The 22,403-nt window shown below is 39.8% G+C and carries 21 protein-coding genes; 6 read left to right on the top strand and 15 right to left on the bottom strand.

Annotated elements, in window-relative coordinates:
- Positions 1-109: 109 nt before the first annotated feature.
- The 13 genes from hemA to ubiE form a co-directional block, all read right to left on the bottom strand.
- Positions 110-1,354 carry a glutamyl-tRNA reductase gene (hemA, locus tag FKG96_RS23580; protein WP_130856470.1) on the bottom strand — a complete coding sequence of 415 codons (1,245 nt, stop codon included), beginning with the start codon at positions 1,352-1,354 and terminating at the stop codon, positions 110-112.
- Between the two features lie 363 nt (positions 1,355-1,717).
- The gene (locus FKG96_RS23585) at positions 1,718-2,314 is read right to left on the bottom strand and encodes an OmpH family outer membrane protein (protein WP_013668385.1); all 597 of its coding nucleotides are present in this window, start codon (positions 2,312-2,314) and stop codon (positions 1,718-1,720) included.
- Positions 2,315-2,454: 140 nt separating this feature from the next.
- Entirely contained in the window at positions 2,455-2,991 is a 537-nt protein-coding gene (locus tag FKG96_RS23590; RefSeq protein WP_013668386.1) for an OmpH family outer membrane protein, read from the bottom strand.
- A gap of 275 nt (positions 2,992-3,266) precedes the next feature.
- Positions 3,267-5,834, bottom strand: coding sequence for an outer membrane protein assembly factor BamA (gene bamA / locus FKG96_RS23595; protein ID WP_130856469.1), 2,568 nt, complete (start codon positions 5,832-5,834; stop codon positions 3,267-3,269).
- Between the two features lie 117 nt (positions 5,835-5,951).
- Positions 5,952-6,692, bottom strand: coding sequence for an isoprenyl transferase (locus tag FKG96_RS23600; protein ID WP_013668388.1), 741 nt, complete (start codon positions 6,690-6,692; stop codon positions 5,952-5,954).
- Positions 6,693-6,698: 6 nt separating this feature from the next.
- A complete protein-coding gene (locus tag FKG96_RS23605; RefSeq protein WP_165446991.1) occupies positions 6,699-7,514 on the bottom strand; it encodes a DUF6089 family protein in 816 nt (271 codons plus the stop codon).
- Positions 7,515-7,800: 286 nt separating this feature from the next.
- Positions 7,801-8,691: an NAD kinase gene (locus FKG96_RS23610; RefSeq protein ID WP_130856467.1), complete on the bottom strand. Its 891-nt coding sequence runs from the start codon at positions 8,689-8,691 to the stop codon at positions 7,801-7,803.
- An 88-nt stretch (positions 8,692-8,779) separates the two neighbouring features.
- Positions 8,780-9,445: a CBS domain-containing protein gene (locus FKG96_RS23615; RefSeq protein ID WP_013668391.1), complete on the bottom strand. Its 666-nt coding sequence runs from the start codon at positions 9,443-9,445 to the stop codon at positions 8,780-8,782.
- Positions 9,446-9,587: 142 nt separating this feature from the next.
- Positions 9,588-10,349 (bottom strand): alpha/beta fold hydrolase, encoded by a 762-nt coding sequence (locus tag FKG96_RS23620; RefSeq protein WP_013668392.1) that lies wholly within the window; start codon positions 10,347-10,349, stop codon positions 9,588-9,590.
- A 58-nt stretch (positions 10,350-10,407) separates the two neighbouring features.
- Positions 10,408-10,863, bottom strand: coding sequence for a GatB/YqeY domain-containing protein (locus FKG96_RS23625; RefSeq protein ID WP_130856466.1), 456 nt, complete (start codon positions 10,861-10,863; stop codon positions 10,408-10,410).
- Positions 10,864-11,089: 226 nt separating this feature from the next.
- Positions 11,090-11,857, bottom strand: coding sequence for an SDR family NAD(P)-dependent oxidoreductase (locus FKG96_RS23630; RefSeq protein WP_013668394.1), 768 nt, complete (start codon positions 11,855-11,857; stop codon positions 11,090-11,092).
- A gap of 142 nt (positions 11,858-11,999) precedes the next feature.
- Complete coding sequence (locus FKG96_RS23635) at positions 12,000-12,827, bottom strand: hypothetical protein (RefSeq protein WP_013668395.1); 828 nt, start codon at positions 12,825-12,827, stop codon at positions 12,000-12,002.
- On the bottom strand, positions 12,824-13,558 hold the full coding sequence (gene ubiE, locus FKG96_RS23640; RefSeq protein WP_013668396.1) for a bifunctional demethylmenaquinone methyltransferase/2-methoxy-6-polyprenyl-1,4-benzoquinol methylase UbiE: 735 nt from the start codon (positions 13,556-13,558) through the stop codon (positions 12,824-12,826). The genes FKG96_RS23635 and ubiE overlap by 4 nt, the downstream gene beginning before the upstream one ends.
- Positions 13,559-13,757: 199 nt before the next feature.
- On the opposite strand from ubiE, the gene yihA reads away from it, so the two are divergent.
- From yihA to FKG96_RS23665, 6 genes are all read left to right on the top strand, one after another.
- Entirely contained in the window at positions 13,758-14,360 is a 603-nt protein-coding gene (yihA, locus tag FKG96_RS23645; RefSeq protein ID WP_041387796.1) for a ribosome biogenesis GTP-binding protein YihA/YsxC, read from the top strand.
- Between the two features lie 63 nt (positions 14,361-14,423).
- Complete coding sequence (locus FKG96_RS23650) at positions 14,424-15,278, top strand: UbiA-like polyprenyltransferase (protein WP_013668398.1); 855 nt, start codon at positions 14,424-14,426, stop codon at positions 15,276-15,278.
- A gap of 118 nt (positions 15,279-15,396) precedes the next feature.
- Positions 15,397-15,543 carry a hypothetical protein gene (locus tag FKG96_RS26865; RefSeq protein WP_013668399.1) on the top strand — a complete coding sequence of 49 codons (147 nt, stop codon included), beginning with the start codon at positions 15,397-15,399 and terminating at the stop codon, positions 15,541-15,543.
- A 146-nt stretch (positions 15,544-15,689) separates the two neighbouring features.
- Entirely contained in the window at positions 15,690-16,526 is an 837-nt protein-coding gene (locus tag FKG96_RS23655; protein ID WP_130856465.1) for a hypothetical protein, read from the top strand.
- 54 nt (positions 16,527-16,580) lie between these two features.
- Positions 16,581-18,302 (top strand): M3 family oligoendopeptidase, encoded by a 1,722-nt coding sequence (locus FKG96_RS23660; RefSeq protein WP_130856464.1) that lies wholly within the window; start codon positions 16,581-16,583, stop codon positions 18,300-18,302.
- On the top strand, positions 18,286-18,882 hold the full coding sequence (locus FKG96_RS23665) for a TIGR00730 family Rossman fold protein (protein WP_013668402.1): 597 nt from the start codon (positions 18,286-18,288) through the stop codon (positions 18,880-18,882). Before FKG96_RS23660 ends, FKG96_RS23665 begins: the two co-directional genes overlap by 17 nt.
- A gap of 84 nt (positions 18,883-18,966) precedes the next feature.
- Here the strand turns inward: FKG96_RS23665 and FKG96_RS23670 are convergent, their stop codons facing one another.
- Entirely contained in the window at positions 18,967-19,623 is a 657-nt protein-coding gene (locus tag FKG96_RS23670) for an HAD family phosphatase (RefSeq protein ID WP_130856463.1), read from the bottom strand.
- A gap of 103 nt (positions 19,624-19,726) precedes the next feature.
- Positions 19,727-21,784 carry a dihydrofolate reductase gene (locus FKG96_RS23675; RefSeq protein WP_130856462.1) on the bottom strand — a complete coding sequence of 686 codons (2,058 nt, stop codon included), beginning with the start codon at positions 21,782-21,784 and terminating at the stop codon, positions 19,727-19,729.
- Positions 21,785-22,403: the final 619 nt, after the last annotated feature.

Here is a 22,403-nt window from a genome sequence, read left to right on the forward strand (position 1 = left end):
AAATGCCAAAAAAGATGGTGTATTGTTAGATAACCATCTTTAATTGCTATAAAAATAAAAAAAATAATGTGATAAGCTAAAAGCAATGTGTAGAAAGAAACCCTACCCTCTAATTTTCTGCCGCCTCTTTGCTTTTTGCGATTAATATTTCCTTTGCAAGCACCATCGGACCGCTGATATATTTTTTCTCCATATAGTTAATAACCTTTTCCAAAACCTCTCTGGAACTGGCATCCAAGGAATTAAGCTCGTTAGCAAATACCGTATTCAATGCAAAAGATTTTATTTCCTTCACTCTTTCGGGTACCTGGCGCATGGCTATTTCTACCTTTCGTTGTTTTAAAATAGGTAAAAACTCGGCAACATTGCTTTCAATAATTCTTTCCGCGTGGATAAGTTCGTTATAACGTTCCTGAAGATTCTTATTCGCAATTGCTTGCAAGCCGCTAACTTCTATGTAGTGTATTGCGTTTTCAGCAAGTACCTCCTCCGAAACATCGTTCGGGATTGCCAAATCAACGACTATCTTCTTGGATGTCTCCCCATTTAGCAAACTGGCATAAATAGACGATGTAATAACGGGTTCTGTAGAACCTGTACAGGTAATCAGTATATCAAATCCTTCCTTATAGTGCCTTAACTCGCTTAATGGAAAGGCTCGGCCATTTAACTCTTTCGCTAAACGTTCCGCTTTATCCATTGTACGGTTGAATACTACGAAGTTTGAAAATTTATGTTTTTGTAGGTATTTTGAGATATTTTGGTTGGTTTCACCTGCGCCTACTAATAAGATACGGGGATTATCAGTGAACTTGAGATCTCTTAATTTACGATAGGCTAATGATACAACGGACACCGGATTACGGGAGATCATGGTATGCGTATAAACCTCCTTAGCCGTCTTCACCAAACTGTTCATCATTAAGCGCATAAAATCACCCGTTAATCCCCCTTTACGACATCTTTCATAAGCTCGTCGAACCTGCGCTAATATTTCCTTTTCTCCGACAACTAAACTCTCCAAAGAACAGGACATCCTAAATAAATGATGTAAAGCATCCAGTCCTTCATAAGTAGTCACCTGATTAAGAAATTGATCAAATTGTTCATCAGGCACACAAAAATTCAATCCACGCAAAAAGTTCTTCACGAACTCACTTGTTAAGGTATGTTTTCCATGAAAAACGAATTCAACCCGATTGCATGTGCCTACGTAAAAAATCTCTTCGATGTCAAAATTGTTTTTGACGTTAATCAATCGGCTTTCAAGCTCTTCATTACAAATAACCAAATTGCCTAAATCTTTTAGGTCAACGTGCTTGTGTGTAAATGCTATTACTTTAAGATGCTCCAAGGTCTCTTTACCCTCTCTATATTATACTGTCGACAAAAGTACATCTATACGCTTGTTACAGTGTCAAAACTTTGTCAAACACAGCTATTTAGAATGTTTTTAAATAATAGGGATTTCAAGAATTTAGCTTCTGAGGCCCAGCATCTAATCACACCTTATACCTCACTACTTACACCTTAAACCTTAAACCTTACACCCTATACCTTAAACCTTATACCCTATACCTTACACCTTATACCCTATACCTTATACCCTACTCCTTACACCCTACTCCTTACACCCTACTCCTCTCTTCTCACCCTCCTCATAAAACAAAAAAACCGTTCCTATAAATAGAAACGGTTTTCCTTACCTTTAGATCACTTATTTTGTTGCTGGAGTGGTAGTAGTAGGCGTCGTGGCTGCCGGTGCTACAGGTTTCGCATTTGGATCGATTCCTAACTTCGTTTTTACTGCAGCACTAATATCATCTCCTCCCTCAAAATATAAAACAGATTGTTGTGCAATATCTAAAATATAGGCATAACCTTTTTCCTTTGCCACCGCTTGAATAGCCTTTTCTGCTTTTTCAAAAACCGGTTGGAACACCTCTTCTCTTTTCGCACCTACTTCCTGTTCTGCCTTCTGCTGCACCTCTCCCATACGTCCTTCCATCTGCTGGATTTCTGTACTTAAGGTTTGCAATTCTTTATCTACTGTTTCTTTATTAGCTTCGCTTCTGGTTTTTTGCTTGTCCATAAATGCTGTGATCTTTTTTTGACGCTCAGCATCCATTTGTTGAATCTCAGTACGTTTAGTACCTACAAAAGTTTCCAATGTTTGATTGGCTGTTTTGTACTCCGGCATTAGAAGCAAAATCTCCTGTGAATTCACGTGTCCAATTTTTTGTTGTGCACTCACAGCGCCAACTGTTAAAAATAATCCTGCAGCTACTAAAACCGACTTAAATAAATGTTTCATTCGCAATTTTAATTTTGTTGACTCAACAGAGCCGTCTATAATTTTTGTTTAAGTTAATTACATTTTACACAACACAATCCGTAGTAGGCAAAAGCTCAGCTACGGATTTGAAAATTGGTGCAATTTTAAGCAAGTATTCTCTATTTTGCAAGTGCCTCCGGTTTATAACCCAAGCGAGTGATTACATCATTGCTTTTATCCAACCTCGGATTAGAGTACAAGAATGTCACTTCACTTCCTTTATCGAGTACCACGTCTAGATTTTGGCTTTCGGCAACCGCTTGTATGGCTTTGGAAACACGCTCTTGTATCGGCTTGATTAGTTTAAGGCGTTCCTTGTACAGATCACCTTCAAAGCCAAAAATTTTCTTTTGAAACTCTTTAGTCTCACGTTCCTTCTGCACAATCTCGTCCTCTCTTTTCTTTCTCATCTCATCGCTCAACATCACCTGATCTTGTTGATAAGCCTTATACATTCTTTCTATGCTGCTGTATCGAGCATCCACTTCCTTTTGCCATTTTTCGGACATATCTTCCAGTTGCTTCTGCGCAGAAACATATTCCGGAATGTGCTTTAATATGTATTCACTATCTACATAAGCAAAGCGTTGAGCGAATGCAGAAGCGCCGGCAATAAATATAAAAGCTAACGTTAAGAATATTTTTTTAGTGTTCATATGATCATTTCTTTATGTTCTTTCAGACTCGACTTTTCAGCCAAGGTTTAACCTGACTAATCGGGATGAAAGACCTCATCTTTTCTTAATGAATGCCAAATATAATACCATTCCTATATTTTAGATATAAAATTTAACATTTTTTAGCAATTCTTTTGGCATCAAGATATCAGTATCAAGACTAAAGCATCAGGTATCAGAACTAACATCAGGTTATTTTTCTGCTACCCTATATTATTATCTTATGTCCAGACACTTATGTCTTATATCTATTATTAATTAAACCCTCCCATCTGTTGCATAATGCTGAACGTGAATGGTTGGCGCCATTGGCTTCTATCAACCCCCGGTATAGGATCGAAGGCATGTCCATAATCAATTCCTAATAAACCAAATATTGGAAGGAAAATGCGCGCCCCTATACCCACCGAACGACGCACCTTAAACGGATTGAAATCTTTAAAGGCATCCCAGGTATTACCCGCGTCAGCGAATCCAAGCAAGAAGACCTTCGCCTGCTCATTCATCATGACAGGGTAACGCAACTCCATCTGATAACGTGTATAAATCGGGCTACCGGAGTTTCTTGCAATTTGAATATCCTGGCTGTTTGTTTTCGTTTCCGGTATCACGTAACCATTGGCATAACCGCGCATGGCAACTACTTCAGAACCTTGTAGAAAGTCGAAGCCCATCATACCATCTCCCCCTAACTTAAAGCGCTCAAAGGCCGAGGTACCGGTAACTTTACTATAAGAGCCAATAAATCCAAATTGAGCTTGAGCTTTAAATACCAGTTTACCCACAACCGTTTGAAACCACTGCGAATCAAATTTCCATTTGTGATATTCTACCCAACGATAACGGATATGATCCGGTGCCGTAGGGTAATTGATGTTATTAAACAAAGAATAAGGAGGCGTTGCTTGTACCGTGAAGCGCAAATTCGATCCGGAGGTAGGGAAAATCGGATCGCTCAGCGAGTTCCGGCTTATCTCTTGCGTTAAGTTAATATTATAAGATGTACCATTTCTAAACAGGAAGTAAGCATCGTAATTACGCAACTTATATTGTTGTAAGTTTAACGAATAGTTTACCTGAAAATAATAGTCGGGCCATTTTAAACGCTTACCTAAGCTAACCGTTACACCGTTCATCCGGATTTTGGGGGTACTCTCCGTAACGTTCTCGCGGCCGGTATAATAATCGTAACCGCCATAGGCCGACATAGAAGTAAAGGCACTTATACCAAAATAAATCGGTTTCTTCCCCCCTAGCCAAGGTTCAGAAAAAGAGAAACTATAGGATTGATACGATTTACCACTCGTTTGGCCTCTCAAGCTTAGCTTTTGCCCGTCTCCACGAGGAAGCGGTTTCCAAGCTTTTTTATTAAATAGATTTTTGGTAGAGAAGTTATTGAACGTTAAACCTAAGGTACCGATAATACGTCCCGCTCCGAAACCTCCAGACAATTCCACTTGATCGGAAGGTTTTTCAGCCACCGTATATTCAATATCGACCGTTCCATCGGCTGGGTTTGGCTTCGGCACCGGTGAAGTCTTGGATTCGTCAAAATTACCTAAGGTGGCAATTTCACGGATATCCCGCATGATATTCGTCTTGGAGAATTTTTGTCCCGGTTTCGTTTGTAATTGACGCCGAACCACTTTATCGTTTGTCACGTCGTTTCCTTTTAGCACAATCCGATTGACATCATACTGTGGTCCTTCATACATACGCATTTCCAAATCAATGGTATCCCCATAGATTTTTGTCTGCACAGGATCTACCTGGAAGGTCAAATAACCATCATCCATATAATAGGCAGAAACATCGGCTCCTGTTTTGGATGGGCCTAACAATTTGGTATTCAATTTCTCTTCACTGAATACCTCTCCCTTTTCTATCCCCAAGATCTTGCTAAGTGTTTCGTCGGTATATTTTGCGTTACCCGACCAGGTTATGTCACCAAAGTAATACTTTGGCCCTTCATACACATCAATGTCAATGCGAACATTTTTTCGATTCAACTGGGTAACAGAATCCCGAACAATGGTTGCATCGCGATAACCTTTACTGCGCATCTTCGAAATAAGCGCCTCTTTACCCTCAGCATATTTTTCATAGTTAAATTTACCGGGGCCCCAAAACCGCCACCACCTCTTTTGCTTCACTTTTTTCAGGTATTTATGCATTTTCGCATCGGAAAATTCTTTATTACCGGTGAAGTTAATTTCTTTCGCTTTTACTTTTTTATTTTTCTTAACTGCGACTTTTAGAATTTGGTTATTTGCTTCTGTTGTATCTTTTACTTGCGAAATGTTAATATCAGGATATAAATAGCCCTTTTCCCTAAGGTAACGTTTAATCGTATTTCGGGTGGTATTCAGTAAGTTTTCGTTAATGATTTTCCCCGTATTTTCGTTTAGTCGCTTTCTAACCTCCTCTGTTTGACTTTTACTCAAACCATCCAGGTCGATACGCGTTAAACGCGGTCGTTCTACCACGTCAATATTAAAAAATACTGTATCACCCCGAACCTGGTCTATGGTAAGTTCAATATTATCAAAAAGCCCTTGCGACCATAGGTTCTTGATTGCGTTGGAAGTTGCTTCTCCGGGTACTTCAATACGATCACCGACAGAAAGTTTCGAAATCGTCAATAATACATCGTTATCTAAAAACTTAGTACCACTTATTGTAACACCTCCAATAATATAATCCTTTGGATTCAGGTAGCCAGACCCACCCGTTTGCCTAGACGAATTACCTACTCGAAGTTGTGCTGAAGCAATTTGCGCTCCTATCAAACAAAAACCTATTAAAAGAAAAAGTCGCTTCATTGAATTTATTTATCGCCGCTAAAGTAAAATAAACAGTTGTTAATTTTTGTTAAACTATTTTTTTTCAAATTTTGAACGTTAGCTTTTGATATTTTGATATATATAAAGTTAAAATACTTATTTTAATTGTTCGCTGGTTAAGCCGAATCTGCGCTCTCGATTTTGAAACTCAACAATAGCGGCATACAGGTCATCCCTTCTAAAATCCGGCCATAATTTACTGGTAAAATACAATTCAGCGTAAGCTAATTGCCATAGTAAGTAATTACTGATGCGCTGTTCTCCGCTTGTGCGGATCATAAGTTCGGGATCAGGTAGAGGATAAGAATTAAGATGCTGAGCAAACAGGGCTTCGTCGATATCGTCAGCTTTCAATAAACCCTGTTGAACAGACTGTGCTATTTTTTTTGCTGCGTCTGCAATCTCCCAGCGGGAACTGTAGCTCAAGGCCAGCGTCAACGTACATTTGGTATTGGACGCCGTTTCTTCCATACACTGTTTCAAGTGCGCTAACGCTTTAGCAGGCAACAGATCGAGATTTCCGATCGCGTTTAGCTTCACGCCATTTGCCATCAATCGTTTTGTTTCTTTACCAATTGAAGACACTAACAACTCCATAAGGGCGGCCACCTCCAATTTCGGGCGGTTCCAGTTTTCAGCAGAAAATGTATATAGGGTTAAATAAGGCACACCGATTTCCACAGCACCTTCTAAAACATCTCGCACCGAGTCCACACCACGTTTATGGCCAAACACTCTCAACTTACCGCGTTCTTTTGCCCAGCGTCCATTTCCATCCATAATGATGGCTATATGTCGCGGCAACTTACTGCGATCTATCAGTTCAACATTAGTCATCGTAAGCTAATTCTTCTTTATATAAACAGGACATCCTGCCCTAAATATCGCATATGTTACCGTAAAGGTGGCTAACATATACGTGTCTTTTTGTCGGCCATCACCTCGCTGCGTTCCCACGAGCATTTGCTGCGATGGATCAATAAAATACAGCCGTTGATTGAGCTCTTCATCCCCCAACCTGTTTCTTCCCGGCACCCAATCAAATCCATTTATGTAATCTCCACTTATATCATCTATGTAATCGGTAAATGCTATGCGATATCCCAACTCCACTCCAATTGTCCAGGGCCCGCGCAGATTATAACGAAACCCTACGCCAAAGGGAATACTAAGCGCATACCTTTTGTAATCAACACCTTCCGTTTGATAATCGTGTAGATTTACTAATTCTCCGTCAAAATTATAGTTCTTTGGCTGAAAATGAAAACCTCCAATACCCGCAAACAGATAAGGAGTATAAGAAACCCGACCATATGACGGTTCAAATTTAAAAAAATTAAACTCACCTACTAGCGATGCCTCATATATTGGTGATTTAAAATACAGTTGCTGCTGTCTTACAAATTCGTTGGAATTGGAAGCTCCATCACCCTGTGTATTGGCGCGAAGAAAATTAAACCGCACTGCCCAATTTCTGCTTAGGTTTTTTCTCACGAGTAAACCAAGCGTCCAGTCATTTAACTTAAGCGGATTAGTAGGATTCAATTCTCCCATATAACCTGACATGCCCCCACTAAGCCCAAACTCCCAGTCCTGAGATCTTCCTACATTTGTCACAAGAAGCATAACCGCAACTAGCAGCGATGTATTTTTTAGCATAACGTGCATGCATCTCCAATAAAGGTGGTAAAGATAAGAGAAATTTTATATAAGCGGTTAGGTTTTAGCTATTAGTTATTGAGTGGTTATTAGTTATTGAGTGGTCCATGACATCTTCAGTCTTCGGCAATCGGCACTGCCTGTTTTAGTTACCCATGGTACTTATTCCCCATTGGCTCATTAACCGGCTGTCAGCTTTCGTTCGCATTGGACCCTCATTATCACATTAGTAATTATCATATTGACTAATTAATAAGTTTCTTACTCAACTACGTTACTATTTTCACTAATAGTTCCTCGTGTCCAGCCCCCACAAAAGTTTATGGCGTATGGTACTAAAAAAACTTTCTTGCTTTAGCCGAATCAGATTAACAGCATAATCGGCCTTCCGTATATGGATCGCTGTCCCGGTATTGACCGTTTCAGTTGTTGAATCATAAGAAAACAAAAAAGAGTCGCTTCTGCTTTCGACTTCGATACGGATCGTGCTACTGTCTGATACCACGATAGGTCTGACATTTAGGTTATGAGGTGAAATAGGTGTAATGATAAAGTTTCCCGAGCCGGGCATTACAATTGGCCCACCGCAGCTCAATGAATATGCAGTAGAACCCGTCGGGGTCGCGATGATAAGTCCATCCGCCCAATAAGCATTTAACAGTTCGTTATTTACATAAGCATGAACCGTTATCATAGCAGAGCTATCTTTTTTAATGATTGTAATATCATTTAAAGCAAAAGCTAATTGCCTCGCATCCGGTTCCGGCCCATTACCTTTATAGGTAGCGAGCAAGACCCTCTTTTCGATATCATAATTCCCGCTAAGCAGTTGGGCAAGCGCATGTTCAATTTTGTCTTTATTGATACTTGCCAAAAAACCAAGTCGCCCAAAATTTATACCGGTCACCGGAATACCGCTATCACCGATAATGGAAACGGCTGCCAACATGGTTCCGTCACCGCCAAGGCTCAACATAAACCGGGTATCACCGGGAAGGTCTGTATAAGAATAAAAGGAGTGGGTTTCCTTCCTCCAAGCTATTTTATCGGCTAAAAATTCATTGAAAGGTTGATATACCCATATTTCGATATCTTCTGCTGCTAAAAGATCGAACAACGCTTGTACATATTGAATGACAGCATTCTGAAACTCTCTTCCGTATATAGCTATTTTCATTAAAATAATTTATTCTTAACGGAGATGAAGCTTTGATCGCATGAGGCGGTCGGCTGTGTCATATCGTCTGTCTGTTTCATCCGTAAAATCATAAATCCAGGTACCTCATTAACTGATCATACCGATCCCGGGTAGAGTCGTAGCCTCTCTTATCATTATAAATTCCCTTGACGATATAATCGTGCCTTAAAAACGCTGCCACAATAGAAGATATATCCGTTCTATTTAATTTCAATGTGATTTCAAGCCGCGTTGAGTCAGGAAAGCTTCTGACACTTGAACTGAGAATCTGGGTATTATCTGATTCGATAATTTGTGATATATGGGACAATGAGTTATCTCTATTTCCTATTTCCAACACAATGATTCCGCCTTCTGCATCGGACGCCATGTTTTCTGCCAGGAAATCTGTTAGATTTTTCAACGTAATCACACCTTTGTACTGCTGTTGTTCATCCACAATCGGCAATATATCTAAGCTATGTGCATGAAAAAGACGTAGCGCGTCATAAACGTGTTGATTTTCGAAGGCAAAAATCAGTTTTAAGGCATGCTTGGATGCAACCGCTTCCAAGCGCATCTCTCCCACATGCTCCAAAAGATCATCTTCAATAACCAAACCCAAGTAAGCGTTATTCTGCACTACAGGAAGTTGCGACACTTTATATTCAGTCATTCTATCCAAAAGAAATTGTAAGGTATCTTCCGGGCGGACTGGAAATATGTCGTTTTTTATGATTTCACCTGTAGTCATCGTTGCTTTTACTTTTTTAGTTAATCGGGTAATGAGTGCTGCAATTTCTCATCGCGCGAGTCATCAATAACTATTTATATATACGATAAAAACAACGTTTGGTTTAATCCCTTATCAAAAAAGAGGTCTTTTTTGATAATACCTATGCATCCAGTTTATTCAAAAATGCTTTTAAGTGTTGATTAAACTGCAAAGGTTGTTCCATCATTGGAGCATGGCCACACTGATCGATCCAGGTCAATTCAGCATTGGGCAGTTTTTCTAAAAATTCCTCAGCTACTTCCGGCGGCGTAATTTTATCATTTTTCCCCCAAATTAAGCCTACTCGGATTTTAATATTTGGCAATTCCTTGGCCATATTATGCCGAATTGCCGATTTAGCCATAGCGATTGTTTTAATGACTCGCTCTTTATTATTTACGGTTTCGAAAACTTCATCTACTAGTTCCTTAGTAGCTATTTTTGGATCGTAAAAGGTAAACTCTACCTTTTCCTTTATATAATCGTAGCTTTCCCTTCTGGGAAATGAGCCGCCAAATGAATTTTCATATAATCCTGAGCTTCCCGTCAATACCAGCGCTTTCACTTTATTTTGGTGCTCCGCGACATACATGAGAGCCACATGGCCTCCTAAAGAATTACCGATTAGTACAAAATTGTTTAACTTGAGGTGGTTAACAAATTTTTCAAACCATTTTGTTAAACTTTTAACACCCGTTGAGATTATCGGCATATCGTATATCGGCAACATGGGGATGATCACTCTATGGGTCTCTTTCAATTCGCTAACTGTATCTTCCCAGTTACTTAAGGCTCCCATTAAACCATGGAGCATAAGCACCACTTCTCCTGTACCTTCATCTATATATTTAAAACCCTTATCTTCCTTAATGGTCAACTCCATATAATAATTCCTAGTATCTATATAACTTTTGATGAAATGCAATCATATTTAGCACCTCCTATAAGGCACTTAACTGCTCCTTAACTACTTCTGCTATCGTCTTTCCATCAGCTTTGCCTGCTAAACGCTGATTAATAAGGCCCATTACTTTACCCATATCTTTGACGCTTGTTGCACCCACCTCTTGTATTACACGTTGTACCTCTGCAACGATCTCTTCCCTACTGAGCTGTTTGGGTAAGTATTCTTCTATAACGTCCTGTTCTTCTTTTTCTATTTGATAAAGATCCTGTCTGTTTTGTTGCAAATAAATCTCAGCAGATTCTTTGCGCTGCTTAACGAGTTTTTGTAGGACTTTTACCTCTGTTTCCTCTGTTAACGTTTCGGTTGCTCCTTTTTCTGTCTTCGCTAGTAAAAGAGCAGATTTAATTGCTCTCAATCCTCTCAACCGAGCCTCGTCTTTGGCTAACATAGCCGCTTTAATATCCTGATTTATCGTGTTCTCAAGAGCCATATTCATTTTATATTATGCACCTTTATGATGCGAATTATTTAACGTTTGGGATTGTTCCCTATATTATAAGCTACCGCGACATTACTTTTTGGGCAAAACTAATTATTTTACACATAAAACAGGTAAACAGGAACAAGTATTTACTTAAGATTTACCTTTCCTGCTAATCGATCAGTCTCAAAATAACCACAAAATAGCATACAATCCAAGTTTCGATAAAAATATTTTATGGCTCCTTATGGAAAAGAGTGCCGGTTGCCTGAGCCGTTGGCATTAGCAATAAATCATTTACATTTACATGGGGTGGACGGGAAGCTGCGAACCAAATAGCTTCTGCAACGTCCTCGGCAGACAAGGGAGTAAAACCTTCATATACTTTTTTAGCTCTCTCTCTATCACCTTTAAACCGAACAACGGAAAACTCAGTTTCGACTGCTCCCGGATCAACACTTGTGACCTTTATATTATACGGCAACAAATCGATTCGCATCGCTTTCGTCAAGGCATCTACTGCATGCTTTGTTGAACAGTACACGTTTCCATTTGGATAAACTTCCTTCCCGGCAATCGAACCGATATTGATGATATGTCCTGTCTTTCTCTCTTGCATAGCAGGAGCTACGGCTCTCGTAACATAAAGTAAGCCCTTCAAATTAGTATCAATCATGCGATCCCAATCGTCAGTGTTGCCTTCTTGTATGGGTTCCAATCCCTGACTCAAACCTGCATTGTTGATTAAAACATCAATAACCTTCCAATTTTCAGGCAATTCATCCCATACCTTTTGTACTAGGTTCTTATCCCGTACATCTAAACCTATTGCATGAATCTGAACGCCATATTTATTTTGTAGATCAGTAGCCATGGCATGCAACCGGTCTACCCGGCGGGATGCCAATAAAAGGTTGTACTTTTCCCTTGCAAATATTTCCGCGCAGGCAAAACCAATTCCCGAGCTTGCACCTGTTATAAAGACCGTCTTCATTCCTAACATGTTATTTTTATCGTGTTATACTGCTCAAGGTAAACACGATATTTTTAAATGAATTCCTTCTGTTTTGTTCTTTTATCTATGTAAGCCCATCTCCTTTTATGCTTTCTGAAATCACTCCCTCATAAAAGACTCGTTCAGCTAACTACTCAAATATCAAACTGAATTGGATACTTCTTAGCGATAGTTTATCAAGTGGTTCCATAAAAGGATTGGGTAAGTTCTTCCATTTTTTATCGAGAATGCTATTCATGGTTTGCGACCATTTTAACTCTGCCGACATCTTGAAGTACTCAAAAAACAAATCGACACCTACCCCCGCTTCATATGAAAAATAATAAGGTTTTACAATAAGGGGCATGAATTCCGGACGATTTTCTGTAAGCTCGTTATAGTATTTGTTCCGTCCTATATTTCTACTGAATTTTGCACCTCCAACAAGGTAGCCCCGATATTTATCTTCGCCGTAGATCTTTTTCATATCCGATTTAAACTTAAATAGAACAGGCATTTCAAATGCAAAAAAGTTCTTATCTAAGCTGTTGCCGCTTGCATTAGGGTTGGGTTCCTCTTTATGATATTTAGATATCGTAACCCGTTCGCCTGTGGCTTCGTCCAAAAACGTATAGTCCAACGACTGGTTAGCGAATATCAAATATGTGGGCCTGACAATAAAATTTGCATTCCCACCAATCCGTACATCAATTGGGATGCCGAAGCCTACTCCGCCCATGGCGGCAGGCGTTTTTAACCCTACCAACCTTCTTCCCGGAACACCACCATTGGATGATTGCCAATGGGCATTTTTTGTGGCCTTATAATAAGAAGTCTGATAGGTAAAGAAAAAGCCGAGATGAAGTATCTGATCTTCATCGTACTCGCCGCTAAAAGGTAAAGTCATTCTTTTTTGCGCACTCGCAACAAAAGAAAAAACGAGCATAACGCCCAATGCAATACCTTTTTTTATCATCATTTTGTGCCTATATAAATGCTACAAATACCGAAAGTTTGCGGTCTACATACTGTTTTTGAAAAACCTACTCGATCAAGAATTGTTGTAAACCGCTCTCCATCCGGAAATTGTACAACTGACTCCGGCAAATAGCTATAAGCTTCCCGATCTTTGGAGAACAATCTTCCGAAGAAAGGCATGAGTGTCCTGGAATAAACACTGTAAAGTTGCTTCATGGGAAAAGTTTTTGGATTTGAAAATTCCAATATAACCGCTTTCCCTCCCGGCCTTAACACGCGACAAATATCAGCAAGACCTTTTTCCAGGTTTTCAAAATTGCGAACGCCAAAAGCGACCGTAACGGCATCGAATGATCCATCATCAAAAGGTAAACCCTCCGAATCTCCCAACACTACTTCAAATTTATTGCCCACACCTCGCTTTGCGATTTTCTCCTTGGCAACCGCTAACATCCCTTCAGAAATATCAACTCCGACTATTTTATCAGGCTTCAGTATATTAATAGCCTCAAAGGCAAAATCACCCGTCCCGGTAGCTACATCCAATATTTTTTTAGGTTGCAATTGGCGGAGCGACCTAATCGCCTTTTTTCGCCATATGATATCAATACCAAAAGATAAAAAGTGATTGAGGAAATCGTAGGTCTTCGATATATTATTGAACATGGTAGCGACCTGTTGTTTCTTGCCTACCTTGTCATCTTTATATGGGGTAATTGTGTTTGAATCCATGCGTACGCAAACTTATACAAAATTGCGTTCTTCGCCAAGGGTCTCTATGTAATAATCGTTGTGAGTGGTCGACTAGCGTTGCAGACATAATTTGTCATGTCTTATGCCGAGTATCCTATCCCTTGTCTTTTATCAACCATTTCCCTACTCAACTATTTACGGCTTAAAACGTACAACTAAAATGCTATCTTTGCCTATTATGATCATAAAAAGTGCTGAATTTGTTTGTAGCAACACAAGGATAGATAAGCTTCCTCCTCCTACGATTCCTGAATACGCCTTTATAGGACGTTCAAATGTGGGAAAATCTTCATTGATCAATGCGTTAACTCAGCATAAAGGTTTAGCAAAAACTTCGCAAACACCCGGAAAAACGCAGTTAATAAACCATTTTTTAGTTAACAAGGAGTGGTTTTTGGTAGATTTACCGGGGTACGGTTATGCAAAAACCTCTAAAACAAATCGCAGCGAATGGGAAAAATTTATAAAAAAATACCTATTTAACCGGGAGAATCTACAATGTGTGTTCGTACTGATAGACAGCAGATTAACACCACAAAAAAATGATTTGGATTTTTGCTGTTTGTTGGGAGAAAAAGGCATTCCTTTTATTCTTATTTTTACCAAGGCTGATAAACAGTCTAAAATAAAATCGGAACATAATATAGAACTGTTTCGTAAGGCTCTTTTAACTTGGTTTGAAGAAGTTCCACCACATATACTCACCTCGTCCGAAACCCGAAATGGGTGCGACGAAGTACTTGGTTTAATTGACGAAGTTAATCAGAGATTCACCGTTTAATATCATCGATATAAACATAAGCTGACATCAGCCGGTGCGTAGCACGCCGTTACAATTACACAAATGAAAAAATATCTATCGCTTGTTCTTTTTGCACATAGCATTTTTGCGATGCCCTTTGCTTTTATTGGTTTCTTTTTAGCCATTCACACAACCAATTATACGTTCAATTGGTTGTTACTGTTACTGATGTTGATCTGTATGGTTTCAGCGCGTAATGCCGCTATGGCCTTTAATCGTTATCTAGACAGGGATATTGATGCGCTTAATCCCCGCACAGCTATGCGTGATATTCCAGCAGGCCGTATAAGTGCAAAGAGCGCACTAATTTTCACCACCATAAACTGCATTATTTTTGTAATAGCCACCTATTTTATTAATCCTGTTTGCTTTTACCTCTCGCCTGTAGCACTATTTGTTGTATTGTTTTATAGCTATACCAAACGTATAACGCCTCTGTGCCATTTGGTATTGGGATTAGGTCTAGGTTTAGCTCCTCTCGGTGCTTATTTGGTTGTAACGGGCAGCTTCAATATCGTACCGGTGTTATATGCGTTCTCTGTACTCTTCTGGGTAAGTGGTTTTGACATTATCTACGCTTTACAGGATGAAGAATTTGATCGAAGCCATCATTTAAACTCGATACCGGCTTACTTTGGCAAGAAGGGTGCATTACGTATATCCGAAGTTTTACATATACTATCGGCTTGTTGCGTAATCATCCCTATGTTTTATCTACATTTAAGTTGGTTCTATATTATAGGTGTTCTTTTTTATTGTTCGCTACTCGTCTATCAACATCTTATCGTAAGTCCTACCGACTTACGACGAGTTAATCGGGCGTTTATGACCACCAATGGGATTGCCTCCGTTATTTTTGCTATGTTCTTTTTATTGGATATTTATTTCTTTGGTTAAGCCTTTACTAAAAAGGTGCTATTATTAATATGACAGTAGACACAATGGAAAAAGAGTAAGTGTTTGCACTACTCGATGCTTTTCCAGTCAAAAGCAAATAAAAGCCCTGCTTAAATAGATGTCCTGGGAGATCCCTTTTTCATCCGTCTTCCATTCCTATGATATTCCTGTAACATCCGTACTATATACGTTCTATAGAAAAGCAATGAAATACGGATGGATAGCGGAGGTATACCGAATGATAGGTGGATATGACGTGGACTAAAGGTGGATTTCACGTGGACTTGACGTGGATTCAAACATTGAAAAAATCTGATGTAATAATTGAAATCAGGAAGCTTTTACGTGTTGGTAGGAATACTTTGCAAATTTACGAAAAATATTGTAAAATGCCGGCTAATTGGTAATACTATGGCAAAACAAACAAGTGATATTACCCTTAGCGGAAAATTAGGTGATCATGTTCATTATCATCGTAACGGCAAGCACTTTACAAAAAGGGCCTCCACTAAGCCCCATAATTTTTCACCGGGAAGTGTTGCGGCCCAAGAAACTTTCGGTTTGGGCAGCGCCGTAGGGAAGCAGTTAAAAATAGCTTTAAAGCCTGTTTTAGATGAATATAAATATGATGGTATACACAATAGATTAACTGAGGTTTGCAAACAAATTTTCAGAAAGGGGCCGATACATCCATCAGAAACTAAAAGATTCGAAGACTATAATATTAAAATGCTGCTCGGTTTGAACTTAAACAGGCACACAGCTATTGAATCACTGATATATAAAAACCCGTTAGAACTCCTTTATAGCCCTACAGGAGAAATAAAGATCATGGTAAATGAGCATAATCCAACGGAGGTTTTTCCGAACCATTTAAAGATGTATGCAGCTTCAATCAGATTTCTTTTTTTAATCATTGACTTAGAAAAACCATCTCATACCCACCATCAAACACAGGAGATCATAATCCCGTTAAATCAATCGCACTTTGCGAAAATACAGGGAAGTGTACACCTAGGATCAGTGGATAATAAACTGTTAATGTGTTGTACACAACTTAGATATTATGGCAATGCAGACTGCCATTCCTATTCAAACAATAAAAAGTTGGTCGCTGCAGCGATTACAGCCATTGAATACATTAAAAACGGAGCTTTTGTCTCCTATCCTCCATTTAATCAACATGAAGCTAAGCCTTTAGCCAATAAGGGCGTACCGCTTAATACAATCGCTATAAAATGGGAATAAGGGACAAAGAAATTAATGTCCTTTCCACTTCAAACGTTATTCATAAAAAGATATATGCAGACACCAAATAAAATTAACCGTCGATTTGTATCACAAGATTTGCCCATCTTATGGGAAAATCTGAATCCTTTGTTTCAAGACTTACAAAATCGATCCATTGATTCCAAAGAGGCATTGGAACAATGGATGCTTGACCGTAGTGAATTAGAAGCAGTTTTGGAAGAAGATTTCGCTTGGCGTTATATCCGTATGACATGCGATACAACAGATGAGAAATTACTTCAAGATTTTCAATATTTCGCTACCGAGATTGAGCCGAAAATAGCACCCATTGCCAATTTATTAAATAAAAAACTTATAGAATCCCCCTTTGTAAAGGAATTGGATCAAGAAAAGTATTTTATCTATTTGAGGGGGGTTAAGAAAGCGTTGGAAATATTTAGAGAGGAAAACATCCCACTTTTAACCGAATTGCAGGTGGAACAGCAAAAATATCAATCCATCACCGGAAATATGGAGGTGGAAGTTGATGGCAAAAGTTATACGCTTCCCCAAGCGGCCACATTTTTAAAGGCTACTAACCGGCAAAAACGGGTAGAGGTTTGGCAGCGTATAAACAACAGGCGCCTACAAGATAAAGATCAGTTGAATAGTCTTTTTAACCGTTTACTGAAGCTAAGACACCAAGTAGCGCTGAATGCCGGTTTTGAAAATTATCGCGATTATATGTTTCAGTCCCTAGGTCGTTTTGACTATACTCCTCAAGACTGTTATGCCTTCCATGCAGCAATCGAAAAAGAAGTGGTTCCGCTTTTGCTAGAAAAAGCAGAAATACGTAGAAATGCGCTTCAGATTAACGAGCTAAAGCCGTGGGATCTGGAAGTGGATATTACGGGAAAACCAGCGCTTAAACCTTTTGATAACGGACAAGAACTGATCGAAAAAACCGCTGCTTGTTTCAACCGATTAGATCCATCTATCGGCAAATACATCGAAATTATGCAAGCACGTGAACTTTTTGATGTGGAAAGCAGAAAAGGGAAAGCTCCCGGTGGCTATAACTATCCCTTAGCGGAAAGCGGTGCTCCGTTTATTTTTATGAATTCGGCCAACACATTCAGAGATTTAACAACTATGGTCCATGAGGGGGGGCATGCTTTGCATACCTTTCTAACTGCCGACTTAGAACTGAACGACTTCAAGCACCTTACCAGTGAGATTGCCGAACTAGCATCCATGAGCATGGAGCTCATTTCGATGGATTACTGGGATTCGTTCTTCGAAAACCATGAGGATCTCGTACGCGCCAAACGAGAACAACTGGAAGATGTATTGAAAACCTTACCTTGGGTGGCTACCGTTGATCAATTCCAGCATTGGCTCTATACTAATCCCGACCATACAGAGGAACAACGGGCTATCGCATGGAATGAGATTTTTGATCGCTTTGGCCATAATTTCGCGAACTGGGACGGCCAAGAGGAGGCAAAATCGTTCCTTTGGCAAAAGCAGCTGCATATCTACGAGGTACCGTTCTATTATATTGAATATGGTATGGCTCAATTGGGAGCGATTGCTGTATGGAAAAATTATAAGGAAAACCCTGAATTAGGTTTAAGGCAATACATAGATGCCCTTAAACTGGGGTACACGAAAACAATTCCCGAAATTTATCAAACGGCTGGAATTGCCTTCGATTTCAGCCAAACTTACATAAAAGAGCTGATACAATTTGTGAAAGCAGAATTGGAAAAATTATATGAAGAACAACATTAAGAGTATTACCGTATTTTGCGGATCTAGTAACGGACTGAAAAGCAGTTACATGGAACAAGCCTTTTTACTTGGCGAAACGTTAGCGCAAAAGGGTATTCAACTTGTATATGGTGGCGCTAAAGTAGGCTTAATGGGAGCCGTTGCGGATGGCGCGTTGAGCAAGAAGGGCAGAGTCGTCGGTATCATACCTGATTTTCTAAAAAAGAAGGAGTTGGCACATGGAGGTATTACCGAACTGCATATCGTTGAAACCATGCATCAACGTAAAACAAAGATGCATGATCTGTCTGATGGTTTTATAGCGTTGCCGGGAGGTTTTGGAACCATGGAAGAGCTGTTTGAAATTATTACCTGGGCCCAACTTGGCCTACATAAAAAGCCCATCGGGCTGCTCAACACAGATAGCTTTTATGACCACCTCGTCTTATTGCTCGATCAAATGGTCAATAACGGCCTCTTAAAGGAAAGCAATCGTAATATGTTATTGGTTAATCAGGATATTGATACGCTGATTGAGCAGATGTATTCGTATGAAGCTCCCGCTGTAGGCAAGTGGATCAGCAGTGAGGAAGAAGTGTAGTTAAATGTAGCAGCGGCACGAACTGTAGCAACATCAATAAGAGAGAGCGTGCTCGTGCTGCTGCCACTGTTACTATTTAACAAGCTAGCGAAATAACCGATCGAGAGTCTCCAGGTCAATATCGTGGTAATTGCGGATATAGTAGTCACAGGGTGGTAGTTCTTCTTTGGTATGAGAAGAAAGAACTCCAACAACCTTCATGCCTGCATTGACCGCTGCCGTCACGCCCGAAAATGAATCTTCAAAAACAACACAGCCCGTTGGTAATACCTGCAAATTTTTCGCCGATTTTAAATATACTTCGGGATTAGGCTTATGCTTTTCTACATCCTCGCTGCTTAATACCGATTCCATTTGAGGCGCGAATGCTAACTTGTCCAAAATAAGCTCGAGATTTAAGTAAGGCGCCGAAGTAGCCACCCCGGTTTTATATCCTGCATCTTTCAAGCTCGACAAAAAACTCAGAAATCCTGGTATAGGGTCAATATGATTGGCATAAATGGTTCTGAATAACAATTCCTTTTCGTCCTCCAGTTCTTTCACCTCCTCATCACTAAGCTCTTTTTTTAGAAAATACTTCATGATATAGCTATTATGCTTACCATATATATGATCTATGAATTCCTGTTCGGTATACGGAATTGATCTTTTATCAAAAAATTGCTTAAACGCTTCTGCATGATATGGGTTGGTATGACAAATGACTCCATCCATATCGAAAATTACGGCTCGATGATTCATGTCGCAAAGATAGTGATAAAGGTATAAGGTGAAAAGCCTAATCCTTACACCCCATACTGTACTCCCTAGACCTTACACCCTATACCGTACTTCTCGCACCGTTCTAATTCTTTATCGGTAAGAAGCCATACGTTTTCCCATATTCCAACATTTGTTCGTAAAAAGAAGTGGGATATTCGATTTTAACATCCGTTATTCGTCCATCTTCTTCTATTGCAATCAATTTTGGCTGTATGAAGCCCTTGTACGGCTTGAGATTTAATTTCGCATACCGCTCCAACACTTCTTTATGCAGCGCTTGATCAACCTTCACGCCGTAGTTTTCAACGAGATTTTTACCCGCTTCATAATCACCTTCGGATTTAATGCGTTGGATTTCTCTTAGCAGCTCGCCAAACAAAGTACGCAATTTTTCATAATCATTGATCTGCACATAGGTTTTACCGTTAGCTTTGATGAATTCAACAACTTTATCATTCTTCCCGCGCTCATATACCCAGTAAGCATTCAACGCGCGATTGCGCATGTGGGCTTCTTCTATATTATCACCTAACTTTAGCCGTGTCAACTGCGTCATTAAACCGTTCATCATATAGTTATCGTATTCGGCTTTCCCGACCTCTAAAGAAGGCATAACGCCTATTTCAACTAATTTAGGATCCATCACATAGTACAAGGCAACGAGATCAGCGCGAGCTTCTTCTAAGCACGAAGCATAGCTTTTCAAGGTTTTATCCGGAGTTCCAACGCCCGAATTTATCTGGCCCGAAGCGTGACCTATACATTCATGCATATCGGTATGCAAATCGCTTCCCAGGTTCCCAAATTGTTTCATACGCTCCAATTTTTTCGGATTATTAACAAACTCATCCAAGAACCCGCTGCTGGCACTACTTTCATTATAAGCATGTATGATATTGCTCAAAGACACTGACTTTGAGCCATACTCTTTGCGTAACCAGTCAGAGTTCGGTAAATTAATTCCGATAGGAGTACTAGGAGCGGCATCACCTGCTTCTACAATTGCCGTGATAGCTTTGGCACTGATTCCTTTTACTTTTTTCTTCTTGTGCTCTGCTATCAATGGTGAATTGTCTTCGAACCATTGCGCCTGATCCGCGATGGCTTTAATTCGTTTGGTACTTTCGAAATCCTTTAGGGAAAGAACGGCTTCATAGCTACCTTTCATGCCGATGGCATCGTTATAAACTTCGATAAAACCATTCGCAAAATCAATGGTAGCGGTGGTATCTTGCACCCATGCAATATTGTATTCATCCCATTTTTTTAAGTCGCCCGTTCTATAATAATCTACGAGCAACGACAGCGATTTTTTCTGTTGGTCATTTTCCGCTAATGGAATAGCTTTCTCAATCCAATGCACCATCTGCTTGATGGCTGCATCATACATGCCGCCCATTTTCCAAACACGTTCAATCAACTTGCCCGATTCTTTGGTAACTTTACTATTCAGGCCCCATTCCGGATCTTGCCCTGTATGTGGAAATGAATTGTAAAAATTTTCGACTTCCTGTTGTGTAACACCTTCATAAAAATTGTTAGACGACTGCGCGACGTGATCAATACCCTCTGTCAAGTTAACCATTTTAGACTCAAACGACGGATCAAAGATGATCTCTTTCATTTTTGCCAAAAAGGCTTCTACGGTCTCGCCTTCATTTAACGGGAGCGACTTTTCGTCGCAAGCCTTCACCAATTTAGCAAAGTAGTCAAAAGTGCAAGTAGGCACAAATTTATCGTTTGAATAATGATGATGATTCCCGTTACTGAACCAAAATTGTCCTGAATAAACCTTAAATTTCTCCCATTCATCTCCGGATTGCTCCGTTTTAGGGTTATGCCAAATGGCTTCTAACGTCTTCCTAATTGTTAAATTATACTTTCCTCTTTGATCATAGATAATATCACGACCCGAAAGTGCCGCTTGATAGAGATAATACGCGAAAGTCTTTTGTTTTAATGTAAGTTGTTCCCAGCCTGGTACCTGATAACGTAAGATTTCGAGGTCTGTGAAGGAATCGACGGAAACTTTAAACGTGTCCTTAACTGAAGTTTGCTTTTCAGAAGTATTGCAAGCGGGTAAAAGTGCGACTGCTAGTACACTAAAGAGCCAAATGCTCCGATTTTTTTTCTTCATCATATTGTGGTTCTAATTTAGCTTGTAAAGGTACTAGTTTAGGAAATAGTTAGTAGGGAAATTGTTAAGTAGTTGATTAGCCGATGAGCCAATGTGATGATGAGCTTATTGCGGGCTTAAAGCGTACTGCTTATGGCTTAGAGCATGGGCAATGGTTGAGTAGGGAAATTGTTAAGTAGTTGATGAGCCGATGAGCCAATGTGATAATGAGCTTATTGCGGGCTTAAAGCGTACTGCTTATGGCTTAGAGCATCGGCAATGGTTGAGTAGGGAAATTGTTAAGTAGTTGATGAGCCGATGAGCCAATGTGATAATGAGCTTATTGCGGGCTTAAAGCGTACTGCTTATGGCTTAGAGCATCGGCAATGGTTGAGTAGGGAAATTGTTAAGTAGTTGATGAGCCGATGAGCCAATGTGATGATGAGCTTATTGCGGGCTTAAAGCGTACTGCTTATGGCTTAGAGCATCGGCAATGGTTGAGTAGGGAAATTGTTAACTAGTTGATTAGCCGATGAGCCAATGTGATGATGAGCTTATTGCGGGCTTAAAGCGTACTGCTTATGGCTTAGAGCATCGGCAATGGTTGAGTAGGGAAATTGTTAAGTAGTTGATGAGCCGATGA

The sequence above is a fragment of the Olivibacter sp. LS-1 genome, assembly GCF_008245145.1.
Taxonomy (GTDB): Bacteria; Bacteroidota; Bacteroidia; order Sphingobacteriales; family Sphingobacteriaceae; genus Olivibacter; species Olivibacter oleidegradans.